Genomic DNA, 14,039 nt, shown 5'->3' on the forward strand with positions numbered 1-14,039 from the left:
ATAGAATCCGGAGATGTTAAGAAGCTGTCAATCAGCCCACCCCTCGCTGTCGATCTATTTTCTCAATCAGGCGTCTCTCAGGCTGAGACGCACTCACTGATGTCCGCTCGTGCCATTCCCCAATAGCCATACCTACTAATAGTAAGCCGGAGGGTGACGCCTCTTGACATCGTTGCCGATGCAAGCATGCCCGCCTGTCATATTTCCGCTACCATGCCAAGCCTCACGCCTACCACCGGCCCGTCGCATGTCCACTGCCCCGCAAAAGCCGCTCGCCATCCGCGAGCGTCTGTCCGAAGTCCGCTACGAGATCCGGGGCGAGCTGGCGCGACGAGCGCGGGAGTTGGAGGCGCAGGGACGCAAGCTGATCAAGCTCAATATCGGCAACCCCGGTGCGTTCGGATTCCGTGCGCCGGAGCATCTGCAGCGCGCCATTGCCGACGACATGGGCCGCACCGACCCATACACCCATCAGCAAGGCCTGCCGGAGGCGCGCGAGGCCATCGCCACCGCGTATGCGCGGCGTCAGCATCCGGACGCGCATCCGGACCGGATCTTCATCGGCAACGGCGTCAGCGAGCTGATCGATCTGTCGCTGCGGGCGCTGCTCAATCCCGGCGACGAAGTGCTGGTGCCCTCGCCCGACTATCCGCTGTGGTCGGCGGCGACCATCCTCAACGACGGCCGCCCGGTGTATTACCGCTGCGCACCGGAAAACGGCTTCCAGCCGGACCCGGTGGAGATCGAGACGCTGGTGTCCTCGCGTACCCGCGCCATCGTGCTGATCAATCCGAACAACCCCAGCGGCGCCAGTTATTCGCGCGAGCTGCTGGAGCGCATCGTGGCGATCGCCACCAAGCACAATCTGCTGCTGATGGTCGATGAGATCTACGACCAGGTGCTGTACGACGACGCGGCCTTCGTGCCGGTCGCACCGCTGGCCGGTGCGCACCCGTGCATCACCTTCAGCGGCCTGAGCAAGGTGCATCGCGCCTGCGGTTGGCGCGTGGGCTGGGCACTGCTGTCGGGCGACCAAGCGCGCATCAACGACCTGCGCAATGCGATGGACCTGCTCGGCGCGCTGCGCCTGTGCGCCAATGTGCCAGGCCAGTACGCCATCGATGCGGCCGTGAACGGGCCGGACACCATCTCGGCGCTGTGCGCGCCGGGCGGCCGCCTGTATGAAACCCGCCGCGCGGTGATCGAGGCCTGTGCGGCCAGCGAGCATCTGCAGCTGGTGGCACCGGCCGGGGCGCTGTATGCGTTCCCGGCGGTGGTGGGCGCAGCGGCGCGCAACTTCGACGATCATGCGTTCGCACTCGATCTGATGAACGAAGAAGGCGTGCTGGTGGTTCCCGGCTCCAGCTTCAACGTGCCGTATCGCCACCATTTCCGCGTGACCCTGATGCCGGAAGCCGGTGTGATGCGCGATGTGTTCGCCCGCATCGACCGTGCATTGGCACGCCGCGCCGAGGCCATTACCAAGGTGGTTCCACTCAAGCCACGCAGCGTGGCCTGATGACTGCGCCTGGCGCGCCGCTGCGCTATCTGGCGCTCGGCGATTCGTACACCATCGGCGAAGGCGTTGCGCCTGACCAGCGTTGGCCTTCGCAACTGGTCGATGGCTTACGTGCATACGGTTGGAACGTGGCGCCGCCGCAGATCATCGCCACCACCGGCTGGACCACCGACGAATTGCAGGCCGGGATCGACGCGGCAGCCCCGCAGGGGCCGTTCGACCTGGTGAGCTTGTTGATTGGCGTCAACAATCAGTATCGCGAGCGCCCGTTGGACGAGTACCGCCAGCAATTCGACGCCCTGCTGCTGCGTGCAATTGCATGCGCGAACGGCCACCCGGCACGCGTGTTCGTGCTGTCGATTCCCGATTGGGGCCTGACCCCGTTTGCGCGCGCGCGCAGTGGCGATGCCGCGTTGATCGGTGCGCAGATCGACGCGTTTAATGCAATCGCTGCCGACCGCTGCAGTGCGCATGCGGTGCGCTTTGTCGACATCACGGCCACCAGCCGCGATGGCGGCGATGCGGTGGACATGCTGGTGGACGACGGTTTGCATCCTTCCGGCGCAATGTATGCGCGTTGGACGGCACTGGCGCTACCGGCAGCGCGCGATGCGTTGGGCGCAACTGGGTCGTTGGACACGATCGTCTAAGCGTAGCTGGGCAACACAGACCGGGCTGCTGCCAGGTAGCTGCGGCCGGCGCCCGGAATCAGGATTCACCAACCGCACGCTGCAGTTCTTGCATGCGGCCCAAGCCCATCTGCTGGCTGCGCGCGACATCTTGGCAAGGCACCAAGTCACAGCGTTTTGCTGCGCTTCTCTGCGGCGGTTTTGCGCGCGTGGGTTGCACGTGCCTCCACAGCGCGAGATGTCGCACGCGATCCCTGCCAGCCCTCTTTACGTCGATGCGGTAGCAACAGGCGTTGCAGCCAGGCCTTTCGATCCGCGCAGGTCGGATACCAGCCACCGATGCATCCGTGGGCACGCATCGCAAACTGCCAACCCGCCCTACCCCAACCAGCCCGGCAGGCCCTAAGCTAGCCGCGCAGCACGCCTGATTGCCAAGGAACGACATTGCACACCACTGCCACCCAACCGATGAGCCGCGCGCAGGCGTTGACGATTGCACGCGCATTTCTGCCGGCGCATCCGCTGGGCAACCGCTACGACTACTACTACACGCAAGCCAAGCTGCGCACCGACCCGCTGTATCCGGGCGTGCTGGCCGAGCTGCGCACGACCACGGCGCCGGTGCTGGATCTGGGCTGCGGGCTCGGCCTGCTGGCCCATGCACTGCGCGCCGATGGCCAGGCCTTGGCCTATCACGGCGTGGATGTGGATGCGTCCAAGATTCGCCGCGCACAGCACATCGCGCAGCGCTCGAACCTGGGCGCTACCAAGTTCGAGGTGGTCGATCTGAGCGTGGCGTGGCCGCAGCATCGGGGCAGCGTCACCATCCTGGATGTGCTGCAGTATCTGCAAGCGGACATGCAGGCCAGTCTGCTGCGCAGCGTGGCGCAGATGCTCACGCCCGGCGCGAAGCTGGTGATTCGGAGCGCGCTGGGCGATGCCAGCAGCCGTGGCCGCACCAGCCGTGTCACCGACGTCCTGGCGCACCTGAGCGGCTGGATGCAGCGGATGCCGCGCAGCTATCCCACGCGCGAGAGCCTGCAGGCGCACCTGGACGCAGCCGGTCTGCGCGCCACGTTTGCGCCGTTGTATGGCAACACGCCCTTCAACAACTGGCTGATCGTTGCAGAGCCACGCTGAGCGCGGCAGGCGACGGGCACACGTTGCGAGCAATCGTCGACCAGACGTCGAAGCGGGGAAGGAACTGTCATGTCTGGGCGGCGCATGCCGCGCCAACACCGGCAGCGCCCGCCAGGCGGCGACTGCAATTGTTTTGTCCGTCGCGCTTAATCCGGCCGCCGCCCCACCAACCCGCGCGCCTGCATCGCCTCCAGCACGCCGCGCAGGATGGTGAGGTTGTGGCCGTGCGCAGCGCCTTCATGCAGCAGCACGATGGCGCCGGGTTGCAGGTCGCGCACGATGCGGGCGATGGTGGTGTCCGGCTCGCATTGCACGCCGTCGAAGCCGCGCGCGCTCCAGGCCACCCGGGTCAGCCCGTGCGCGCGCAGCGGCGAGGCGACGAAGGGGTTGGTCATGCCGACCACCGAGCGGTACAGCCGTGGCGCCTGGCCGGTAATGCACGCCAGCACGCGCTGCGCCTGGCCGATTTCCTGCGCCATCCGGCGCGGCCCCAGCGCCCAGAACCAGGCTTGGGGATGGGTGTGGCTGTGGTTGCCGATGCCATGCCCGCGCCGCACCATGTCGCGCACCAGCTCGGGCCGCTGCTCGGCACGCGCGCCGACCAGGAAGAACGTTGCCTTGGCGTCGTAGGCATCCAGCAGGTCGAGGATGGCTGGGGTGTCGTCGGACGGGCCATCGTCGATGGTCAGCCAGACATGCGGCGCGCGACCGGGTAACCGCGCCAGCACCGGCGCATACAGCCGCGCGCGCGGCAGGAACACCGGCACCACGAACAGCGCATGCGACAGCAGCAGCGCAGGCAGCCCCCAGGCCCAGCCCAGATGCCACCACAGCAGTGCCACCGCTGCCTGCGAGAGGGCCAACAGGCCCACCCAGCGGTAGGGGCGCGAAGGGGTGCGATACAGCGTTTCCGGCGTGGTCATGCCCAATGATGCCATGCGGCGTAGAATGCCCGGTCTCCACGCTGCCACCCAAGTGCTGCCATGTCTCTCGATCCCGCCCTGCGTTCCCGTATCGATACGCTGCTGCAATCCAGCCGCGTGGTGCTCTTCATGAAAGGCCAGCCCGGCATGCCGCAGTGCGGTTTTTCGGCCAAGGCGGTCGGCGTGCTGGACGGTCTGGGCATCGACTATGCCCACGTCAACGTGCTGGCCGACCAGGAAATCCGCGAGGGCATCAAGGCCTATGGCGACTGGCCGACCATCCCGCAGCTGTACGTGGACGGCGAGCTGATCGGCGGCAGCGACATCATCGTGCAGATGGCCGACAGCGGCGAGCTGAGCAGCATGCTCGGCCTGCAGGCGCCCGACCGCAGCCCGCCCAAGATCACCATCACCCCCGCCGCGGTCGAGATGCTCAAAAGTGCGCTGGCCGATGCGCCGGATGCCTCGCTGACGCTGGCCATCGATGCCAATTTCCAGCCCAATTTCCAGCTGGCGCCGACCAACCCGAACGCCATTGCGGCTGAATCCAACGGGCTGCGCGTGCAGTTCGACCTGGCCAGCGCGCGTCGTGCCGACGGCATCACCATCGACTGGGTCGACGACATCCGCGGCCGTGGCCTGGCCATCGATAACCCCAATGCGCCCAAGCCGGTGCAGGAGCTGTCGGTGCGCGATGCCGACGACCGTCTCAAGGCCGGCAGCCTGACCCTGGTGGACGTGCGCCCGGCCGACGAGCGCGCACTGGCCACGGTGGCCGCACCGTTCCGCACGCTGGATGCGCACGAGCGCGCCGCCATCGAACAGTTGCCCAAGGACACCCCGCTGGCGTTCCTGTGCCACCGCGGCGGCCGCAGCCTGCAGGCCGCCGAACATTTCCGTGGGCTGGGCTTCACCAATGTCTACAACGTCACCGGCGGCATCGATGCGTGGTCGGACGAGGTGGACAACGGCGTGGCGAAATACTGAGCAACACATCGGCGGTCGTCGCACGGTCGCGGCTGCCGCTCGCCGGTCATGCTTCCTGGGTAGACTGCCGCGCCTGCGACAACCACGCGACCGCGGTTCGCCCAGACGCAGCCTAGGCCGGCACACCGCAGACCGAAACGGGCGCTCCCTGGAGCGCCCGTTTTTCATGGATCACCCTGCACAAGGACATCGCTGCAATGCATACCCGCCTGCTCTCTGTCGCCCTGGCCGCGCTGCTGCCGTTGGCCACCCACGCCGCCGAACCGTCGCGCGCGGTGCTACTGGTCCAGACCTACGACAACCAGCCGACCGACGATCCGCTGGAATACATCCCGGTCTGGCTCGGCGAGGGTATCGCCAGGGAATCGACCCTGCCCAAGGTGCTGCTGGGCCAGCCGTTGCGGGTCTTCAACGCAGGCGTTTCCACCGGCAACGTGCGGCTTGCGGCACTGACGGTAGACGACAACAGCATGTGCGGCGGCACCGCGAAGCTGCGCATCAAGGGCAACCCCACGCTGTCCGACTCGCCGCTGCTGTCGACCGTGGATGTGAATCCCGGCAAGCGCTTTGCCGGCCGCGCAGCCACCGCCAGCGAACAGGCCGAGCTGTTTGCACAGGTCAACAACACCGCGCCGCTGCGCAAGCGCGTCAAGCCGGCAGCCCTGGCGCAGGCGCTGGCCGCGTTCGATGCCGATCGCGCGCAGGATCTGGCGGCGCTGCAGATCGTCACCGATACGCAGCAACCGCAGCGACGCGTGGCGATCCTGACCTCCAACCATCCCATCGAGACCGGCAACCCGGAAAACCCCACCGGCGTGCTCGTCGTCCTTGCGATCTTCGAGCATGACGGCAGCCGTTGGCAGTTCCGCAAGGGTCACGCTGCCAGCGGCTGCGACGATTGCGAAGACCTGCCGCTGCGCACGCATCTGCTGCAGTTCGGGATATCGACGGCAACGGCACGCTCGATTTCGTGCTGGCCGAAAGCGGCTACGAAAGTTACGGGTTTTCTCTGCTGCTCGGCGAAGGCGCCAGCTGGCGGTCGGAAGCATTGCCGGGCGGCTGCTGATCGGTGTTGACTGCTTGCACGCTGCCCGGTGCGGCATGCGCAGGGCGGCATCTTCTGCGTTGCGATGCCCACCTGTGCCCGGCTGCAGCAGCGTCGTTACCCACGCTGCACGGCAGACCTCGATCATCGGCATGCAGATCGCCGATGCAGGTCTTCAACCGGCAAATCCACCCTCATCCAAAAACTGCTGCTCTTCTGCCGTGGTCTCACGTCCCAGCACCGCATTGCGGTGCGGGAACCGGCCAAAGCGCTCAATGATGCGCTGATGCTCCAGCGCCCAGTGGGTGGTCTGTGCATCGCCCAGTGCAGTGATCAGCTGCACCGCGCGCGCCTGCTCATCGGCGTGTTCGGCATGCTCGAAGGGCAGATAGAAAAACAGACGCAGTTGCGCCGACACCTGTTGATCGAAGCCGCTGGCGAGCGCCTGTTTGGCGTACCGCAGTGCCAGGCCATCGGTGGCATAGGCATGCGCACTGCCGCGAAACGCATTGCGTGGAAATTGATCCAGCAGGATCAGCAAGGCCAGTGCATCTTCGGCGCGTGCCATCCACTGCGCGTACTCACCCCGTGCGGCGGCAAAATGCTGCTCGCTGAAGTGCTGGCGAAAATTGGCATCGAAGGCGTCGTTGTGCGTGAACCAGCGCGCCGCGCCAGCCAGCTCCCAGAAAGCCAACACCACATCGGCCTGCTTGTTGCGCTCTGTTTTGGCAATCATCGGCACATCCCCTGACGAATTCGGCATAGCATGCACGGGTGCATGTGATGAGCCCGCCGCTCTCGACCTCCAGCACTTGGCAAGCACGCCGCCGACGACTAGGTTGGCGGCTGACGTTTTGTGTTACCGGGGAAATCCATGCGTTCCATCCTGTTCGCCGCGCTGGGCGCGGCGGTGCTGTGCGGGCCTGCGTCTGCGGCATCGGCGGCATCGCGCTTCGTGCAAGATCCCTACCCCAGCACCTATCGCGCGCTCGCGTCCGCTCCGGTGCTGATCCAGCACGCCACCGTGCTCACCGGCACCGGCGAGCGGCTGGACGATGCCGACGTGTTGCTGCGCGACGGCAAGGTGGCTGCGGTGGGCAAGGCGCTCCAGGCGCCCGCTGACGTGCGCCGTATCGACGGCACCGGCAAGTGGGTGACGCCCGGCATCATCGATGTGCACTCGCATCTGGGCGTGTATCCCAGCCCGGGCGTCAGCGCGCATAGCGACGGCAACGAGATGACCGCACCGGTGACGCCCAACGTGTGGGCCGAGCATTCGATCTGGCCGCAGGATCCCGGCTTCGGCACTGCGCTGGCCGGCGGCATCACCTCGCTGCAGGTGTTGCCGGGCTCGGCCAATCTGATCGGCGGGCGCGGCGTCACGCTCAAGAACGTTGCTTCCACCACCTACCAGGGCATGAAATTCCCCGGTGCACCATGGGGCCTGAAGATGGCCTGCGGCGAAAACCCCAAACGCGTGTACGGCCAGAAAGGTGGCCCCGGCACGCGCATGGGCAACGTCGCCGGTTACCGCGCTGCGTTCATCGACGCGGCCGAGTATCTGCAGAAGAACGCGCCGAAAAAGAAAACCGCCAAAAAGCGCCATTGGTGGAGCCGCGGCGGCGACAACGACAGCAGTGGCGATGCCGGCGGCAAGCGCGATCTCAAGCTCGACACACTGGCCGGTGCCATCAACGGCGACATCCGTGTGCACATCCACTGCTACCGCGCCGATGAGATGGCGACGATGCTGGATCTGTCCAAGGAATTCGGCTTCCACATCGCCGCCTTCCATCACGGCGTGGAGGCCTACAAGCTGGCCGACCGCCTGGCGCAGGACAACGTCTGCGGCGCGCTGTGGGCCGACTGGTGGGGCTTCAAGATGGAAGCCTTCGACGGCATCCAGGAAAACATCGCACTGGTCGATCGCCCGGCCAACAGCTGCGCCATCGTGCATTCGGATTCGGAAGAAGGCATCCAGCGGCTCAACCAGGAGGCCGCCAAGGTGATCGCCAACGCGCGCCGCAGTGGCATGGAGATCCCGCCGGAGCGCGCCATCCGCTGGCTCACCAGCAATGCCGCCAAGGCGCTCGGGATCGAGCAGCAGACCGGCGCACTGGAGCCGGGCAAGATGGGCGATGTGGTGGTCTGGAACGGCAACCCTTTCAGTTCGTATGCGCTGGCCGAGCAGGTGTATATCGACGGCGCGCAGGTCTACGACCGGCATAACCGCGCACTGCAGCCGGTGTCGGACTTCATGCTCGGCCAGGAGGTGGCACGATGAGCCGCGTCACGCACATGCCCCCGCGGTTGCGCGCGATCGCGGCATTGGTGATGGCCACGCTGGCATTGCCGGCCTTCGCGCAGCAGGTGCTGATTCGCGGCGCCACCGTGCACACTGTCACCGCGCAAGGCACCCTGCAGAACACCGACGTGCTGGTGCAGGGCGGCGTGATTCGCGCCATCGGCCGCAACCTGGCAGTACCCACCGACGGCCGCGTGGTCGAAGCAAACGGCCGCCCACTGACGCCGGCCTTATTCGGCGGCATTACCGAAATCGGTATCGAAGAAGTCTCCGGCGAAGAAAGCACCGTGGACAGCGGCGTCAAGCTGGCCGATCAACCGATGCGCCCGGAATTCGACGTCACCCTGGCCTACAACCCCGATTCGGTGCTGGTGCCGGTGGCGCGCGTGGAGGGCATCGGCTTCACCGCGTTGGGGGCGACCGCCAGTGGCGCCTTCATTGCCGGCCAGGGCGGCATCGTGCGGCTGGATGGCAGCCCGGATCCGGTCGGCCCGCATGCCTTGTTTCTTCGCATCGGAGCGGCGGCGTCCGATCTCACCGGCAGCTCGCGCGCCGCGCAATGGATGTTGCTGGATCAACTGGTTGCCGAAGCACGCGGGCGTATCCCGGCCGATTCGCCGCATGCGCTACTGACCCCGGTTGGACGCGGTGTACTGGCAAACTACCTGGCCGGCCAGGGTCGCATCGTGGTGCAGGTGGAACGCGCAGCCGACATCCGCCAGCTGTTGCGCTGGGCGCAGCGCGAAAAGGTGCGCATTGCCATTGCCGGCGGCGCCGAAGCCTGGAAGCTTGCGCCGCAACTGGCGCAGGCCAAGGTCCCGGTGTTGGTCGACGCGCTGGCGGATCTGCCATCGACCTTCGACCAGATTGGCGCGACGCTGGAAAACGCCGCACGTCTGCGCGCTGCCGGCGTGGAGGTCAGCTTTACCCAAAACGGCGATGCCTCGCACAACGCACGCAAACTGCGCCAGCTGGCCGGCAATGCGGTCGCCAATGGCTTGCCATGGGAAGCCGGCCTGGCCGGTCTGACCCGTGTGCCGGCAGACATCTTCGGCGTGGGCGATCGCATCGGCAGCATTGCGATCGGCAAGCAGGCCGACCTGGTGCTGTGGGAAGGCGACCCGCTGGATGTGGCGCATTATGCCGAGCAGGTCTGGCTGGGCGGCCGCGACATGCCGATGCGATCGCGCCAGAGCGAGCTGCGCGACCGCTACATGCAGCAGGCCGGCCCGCTGCCGCGCGCCTATCTGAAGTAAGCGTGCGGTGGGTTGCTCAAGCGCCACCTGAGCATGGTCTTTCATCGTTGGTGTGCCGGCACAGCGGGTACCGGCGCACCGCTTCACCGCTTTGCTGCTGTGCACAGGTGATGTGCTGTCATGGCGTCCTGCCGCATCTTGCTGGCGGCCTTCGCTGTCGTGATGTTTCCCACTAGGCCTATCGCATGTTTTCGGTTTCGCTCTTGATAGCGCTTGGCCGCCTTGGCGTCTTGCTACGGCATATGCCGCGTGCCCACCTCGCCGTTGCACGACCGTGAGCTCGCTCTTCCACGGTAGCGGCTTGCGTTCGATCGATCGGGCGGTATTGCGCCAGGCACCTGCCAATCTGCAGCGCGGGATGGAAGCGGTGGGCGGGCGTCTGATTCTCACCGCCGATGCGCTGCTGTTTCAGCCGCACGCGTTCAATGTACAGCGCCAGACGCTGAGCCTGCCCTTGCCGCAGATCGTGGCGATTCAGTCCTGCTGGACACGCCTGTTCGGCCTGCTGCCGATCGCGCCGACATCGCTGGCAGTGCGGCTGGAGGACGGAAAGCGATACCGCTTCGTGATCGGCAAGCGCACGCAATGGATGGCGGACATCGCCTCGGCGCGGGATGCCCTGCGCTGAGCCGTGCAAGGACGCCGGTGCGTCGCAGAGGCAGCTGGCAAGGCGACTGCGTCACCGCCAAGCCGGAGGCGGCCGCCGATCCGTGCGGCATGTCCCCGCGCGTGCAGCGCGGTGGCCGTGCGCCGTCCACGACAACCGACAAAGGCTCTCGGGGTTTTGGTAGCCTCTCCATGGCCGATGCCGGAACTGCGTATTGCAGTTGCCCACTGCGGCGACAGTCAGCGATGCCCGCAGGTAACCAACGACGCCACCCTTGATCGCTGGAATTTCGAACAGTGCGTACATTCTCTGTCTTCGGTACTGGCCTAGCATCGCGCGCACGCATCGCCACCATGCCTTGCTTCCGACAGCTCACCCGCATGCCTCGCAATCTTCGACATTACTTCGCCTGCGCACTGCTGCTCTATGCCGGCATCAGCGCACCTGCACTGGCCGACTTCGGGATCAGCCGCAGCGGCAACCGCGTGATCGTCGACAGCGGCGCCGAGCTGGTGTTTGCGGTCGATGCCCGAAATGGCGACATCGTGTCGATGCGCTATCGCGACAACGAACTGCAGACCACCGAATCGAAGGGCTCGCACATCGCTTCGGGGTTGGGCAGTGCAAGCGTGGATGCACGCATCGTTGGCGGGACGATCGTGGTGTCGGCCAAGGCCGGCGACTTGGTCCAGTACTACATCGCACGCAAGGGCCGCAACGCGATCTACATGGCCACCGATGCGCCCACCTTGCTGCCAGTGGGCGAATTGCGCTTCGTCGCCCGCTTGAACGTGTCCAAGTTGCCCAATGCGCAGCAGGAGCCCGATTCCAATGTCGGCAGAGCGATCGAAAGTGAGGATGTCTTTCTATTGCCGGATGGGCGCACCAGCTCCAAGTTCTATTCTGCACGTCGAATGATGGACGACCAGGTGCATGGCGTCAGTGGCCCTGGCGTTGCCGTGTTCATGCTGATGGGCAACCGCGAGCGCAGCGCGGGCGGCCCGTTCTTCAAGGACATTGCGACGCAAAAAACCAGCCTGACGCATGAGCTCTATAACTACATGTATTCCGATCACACCCAGACCGAAGCCTTTCGCGGCGGCCTGCACGGGGTGTACGGGCTGCTGTTCACCGATGGAAGCTTGCCGTCGAGTGCGCAGCTGGACACCGCGTTCGTCGATGCCACGCTGGGCCTGAGCGGTTATTTGCCGGCAAGCGGGCGCGGCACCGTGAGTGGGCACGTCGGCGGCGTGCTGCCGGGCCAGCCGGCCGTCATCGGCCTGCGCAACGCGCAGGCGCAGTACTGGGCCACCGCCGACGGCAGCGGGAACTACCAGGTGACGGGTGTTCGCCCGGGCAGCTATCGCATGACGCTCTACCAAAACGAACTGGAGGTCGCACAACGCAACATCGAGGTTTCTGCCGATGCCACTGCGCACGCCGCACTGCAGGCGGTCGTTTTGCCGGGCACGGTGAAGTGGCAGATCGGCATTCCCGACGGCACGCCGGCGGGGTTCAGCGACGCGGACCTGCTGCCGCGGGCGCACCCTTCCGATGCGCGCATGCACTGGTCTGCGGTGACCTACATCGTGGGATCGAGCAGCGTGAGCAGTTTTCCGGCAGTGCAGTGGCGCGGCATCAACACCCCGAGCCGGATCGACTTCACCCTGCCCGCCAACGAGGTGCGCGGCTATCGCCTGCGTCTCTTCGTGCCGTTGGCACAGGGCGGCGCACGTCCGCAGATCAGCGTGAACGCACGCTGGAACGGCCCGCTGCCTGCCGCGCCCACGCAACCAAAGACACGCGGCATCACGCGCGGCACTGCGCGCGGCAACAATACCCTTTACGAAGTGGACATCCCCGCCTCGGCGTTGCAGGCCGGCAACAACCGCATCGAGATCGGCATCGCCTCCGGCTTCCCGGATAACGGCTACCTCAGCCCGGCAATCGTGTTCGACAGCATCCAGCTGGTGGCGTTATAGCAACGTCCGAACACACGATTGGCGCAGTGGCCAGGCATGTGCGGCTGGTGGGTGGCGTTGGCATGCAGCGCTCGGCCGTTCCGATGTTCATCGCGCCGGCACCGGCCGCGTAGCGGCGCGTTGTTCGCCGCTCCGGATCTGCGCGCAAGCGCGTTCGCGGCCACGCGCGGCGCAGGCGCAGTGATCCATGCACATCGCTCACGTGAGCTCATCCAAGATCCGATGCCGAGGCGACAGGCGCCACACACCGCACGTGGCTGTCACATGCGCAGCGCTGCGCCGCCAGTCGCTTGAACAATGCACAGGCGGCGACTTGTCCAACGTTGAAAAAACCCGCGTGCGTGCCGACCGATACCGCCGACACGCACGATACAGCGGGGCTGCGCTTACTTCGCATCCAAGGTCGCGCTGACCTTGGCCCATCCATTGCCGCGTACCACTTCAAAGCCCGCTTCGGCCGCATGCAGGTACATGCTGTTGCTGTAGCGGCCATCCTTGGCGCGGTTGTTCTGCAGCCAGGTCAGGAACGGCTTGGCATCCACGTTGAGGCTGCCGCTGGTCTTCAGCGTCGGCTGGCCGGCGGTCCCGGTCGGGATGAAGGTGTAGACGTAATAGCCCGCGCCGGAATTGAAGCCTTCCCACAGATCGAAAGTGCGCCCGCCCGCGGTGATGACCTTGGTCGCAGTCACGGTGCCGACCGGCCAGGAATTGTGGTCGCCCCAGATCATCACTTCCAGCTGCGGATTGCCCTTGGCGGTGTCCCAGCGAAAGAAGATGTCGTAAGCGAAATCACCGGCCAGATTGGTGCCGCCTGCGCTGTAATTGAATTTGAATGGCAGCGAGCTGATCGAGGAGATCTGCTTGGGGAACAGCGTGTCGGTGGTCGGATTCCAATTGTAATGCCAGCCGCGCACGATCGCCGGATAGCCGTAGAGGTTGTAGTCGGCGAAGTTGAAGGTGACCGTCAGCTCCGGCGTACTGCCGGTGCCGAACGTGCCCTGGATGATGTTGTTGGGATCGTTGAAATTGTTCACCCACGCATAGTGGTTGCCAAAGATCTTGTACGGGCCGGCGAGCGCCGCCGGGGCGAGTGCGACCAGACCGAAAGCAAGCGCCGCGGTCCACCAGCGCGAGGCGCGCCGCCGCGTGGTCGGCGCCTGGGCGCACGTCTGGACAAGGGAGCTGGATGGGCAGTTGTGCATGGTGACTCTCCGTATGATTCAGCGCGGCGGCGCTGGTGCAGCGTCGTCGGGACCTGCCGTGCGGCAGTCGGGTCGGACCGTAGCAGCGGCGCCACGCGGGGAGCTATAACGATTCCGGCGGCGCCACCCGGCCAAGCGCGATAGCGGGCGCCACCTTGCACTTGGAGCGTGCGCTGGCTAGCACTTAGGTCACCGTACACGGGCGTAGCGGCGGGTTTCGCGCCAAAGACGCCCGCGCGTGGGGCGGTAAATGGTGCACAGCCACATACGCATCGCCCGTGTCCGCACGTGCCGGCGGCGTCGCTTGCGCGTGCAATGCCTTTCAACGCAGTGCGGCGTCGCTGCCACCGGCCTGCATCAGTCCGGTCGCCATCCGCGCGATCGGCGCCCGCAACACGCTCCACCTCAGGCCTACGCGGCGGAGCCGTTTTGCGATAGCGTTCG

Annotated in this window: 11 protein-coding genes and 1 pseudogene; 9 read left to right on the top strand and 3 right to left on the bottom strand. The window is 66.0% G+C overall.

Translation table 11 applies throughout. From position 1 onward, the window contains the following. Nucleotides 1-247 precede the first annotated feature (247 nt). From ACCQ16_RS16685 to ACCQ16_RS16695, 3 genes are all read left to right on the top strand, one after another. On the top strand, nt 248-1,519 hold the full coding sequence (locus ACCQ16_RS16685) for a pyridoxal phosphate-dependent aminotransferase (RefSeq protein WP_218498782.1): 1,272 nt from the start codon (nt 248-250) through the stop codon (nt 1,517-1,519). Beyond that, the gene (locus tag ACCQ16_RS16690) at nt 1,519-2,169 is read left to right on the top strand and encodes an SGNH/GDSL hydrolase family protein (protein ID WP_008573629.1); all 651 of its coding nucleotides are present in this window, start codon (nt 1,519-1,521) and stop codon (nt 2,167-2,169) included. Before ACCQ16_RS16685 ends, ACCQ16_RS16690 begins: the two co-directional genes overlap by 1 nt. A 447-nt stretch (nt 2,170-2,616) precedes the next feature. Next, entirely contained in the window at nt 2,617-3,288 is a 672-nt protein-coding gene (locus ACCQ16_RS16695; protein ID WP_008573627.1) for a methyltransferase, read from the top strand. Between the two features lie 146 nt (nt 3,289-3,434). On the opposite strand, the gene ACCQ16_RS16700 is transcribed toward ACCQ16_RS16695, so the two are convergent. Further along, nucleotides 3,435-4,226 carry a polysaccharide deacetylase family protein gene (locus ACCQ16_RS16700; RefSeq protein ID WP_011348552.1) on the bottom strand — a complete coding sequence of 264 codons (792 nt, stop codon included), beginning with the start codon at nt 4,224-4,226 and terminating at the stop codon, nt 3,435-3,437. Between the two features lie 45 nt (nt 4,227-4,271). On the opposite strand from ACCQ16_RS16700, the gene grxD reads away from it, so the two are divergent. Both grxD and ACCQ16_RS16710 read left to right on the top strand, forming a co-directional pair. After that, nucleotides 4,272-5,198, top strand: a complete 927-nt coding sequence (grxD, locus tag ACCQ16_RS16705) for a Grx4 family monothiol glutaredoxin (protein ID WP_008573624.1) — start codon at nt 4,272-4,274, stop codon at nt 5,196-5,198. 197 nt (nt 5,199-5,395) lie between these two features. Beyond that, nucleotides 5,396-6,264, top strand: a pseudogene (locus ACCQ16_RS16710) (hypothetical protein). Between the two features lie 154 nt (nt 6,265-6,418). On the opposite strand, the gene ACCQ16_RS16715 reads toward ACCQ16_RS16710, so the two are convergent. Beyond that, complete coding sequence (locus ACCQ16_RS16715; protein ID WP_029820243.1) at nt 6,419-6,985, bottom strand: DUF924 family protein; 567 nt, start codon at nt 6,983-6,985, stop codon at nt 6,419-6,421. 132 nt (nt 6,986-7,117) lie between these two features. On the opposite strand from ACCQ16_RS16715, the gene ACCQ16_RS16720 reads away from it, so the two are divergent. From ACCQ16_RS16720 to ACCQ16_RS16735, 4 genes are all read left to right on the top strand, one after another. After that, on the top strand, nt 7,118-8,527 hold the full coding sequence (locus ACCQ16_RS16720) for an amidohydrolase (RefSeq protein ID WP_008573784.1): 1,410 nt from the start codon (nt 7,118-7,120) through the stop codon (nt 8,525-8,527). Beyond that, nucleotides 8,524-9,804 (top strand): amidohydrolase family protein, encoded by a 1,281-nt coding sequence (locus tag ACCQ16_RS16725; RefSeq protein WP_277572486.1) that lies wholly within the window; start codon nt 8,524-8,526, stop codon nt 9,802-9,804. Before ACCQ16_RS16720 ends, ACCQ16_RS16725 begins: the two co-directional genes overlap by 4 nt. A 301-nt stretch (nt 9,805-10,105) precedes the next feature. Further along, nucleotides 10,106-10,432, top strand: coding sequence for a hypothetical protein (locus ACCQ16_RS16730; protein ID WP_014091038.1), 327 nt, complete (start codon nt 10,106-10,108; stop codon nt 10,430-10,432). A gap of 359 nt (nt 10,433-10,791) precedes the next feature. Then, nucleotides 10,792-12,393, top strand: coding sequence for a rhamnogalacturonan lyase B N-terminal domain-containing protein (locus tag ACCQ16_RS16735; RefSeq protein WP_277572485.1), 1,602 nt, complete (start codon nt 10,792-10,794; stop codon nt 12,391-12,393). A gap of 386 nt (nt 12,394-12,779) precedes the next feature. Here ACCQ16_RS16735 and ACCQ16_RS16740 read toward each other — a convergent pair whose 3' ends face one another. Further along, entirely contained in the window at nt 12,780-13,595 is an 816-nt protein-coding gene (locus ACCQ16_RS16740; protein ID WP_005920703.1) for a GH12 family glycosyl hydrolase domain-containing protein, read from the bottom strand. Between the last annotated feature and the right edge of the window lie 444 nt (nt 13,596-14,039).

It is taken from the genome of Xanthomonas sp. NCPPB 1062, assembly GCF_041481705.2.
GTDB lineage: Bacteria > Pseudomonadota > Gammaproteobacteria > Xanthomonadales > Xanthomonadaceae > Xanthomonas > Xanthomonas euvesicatoria.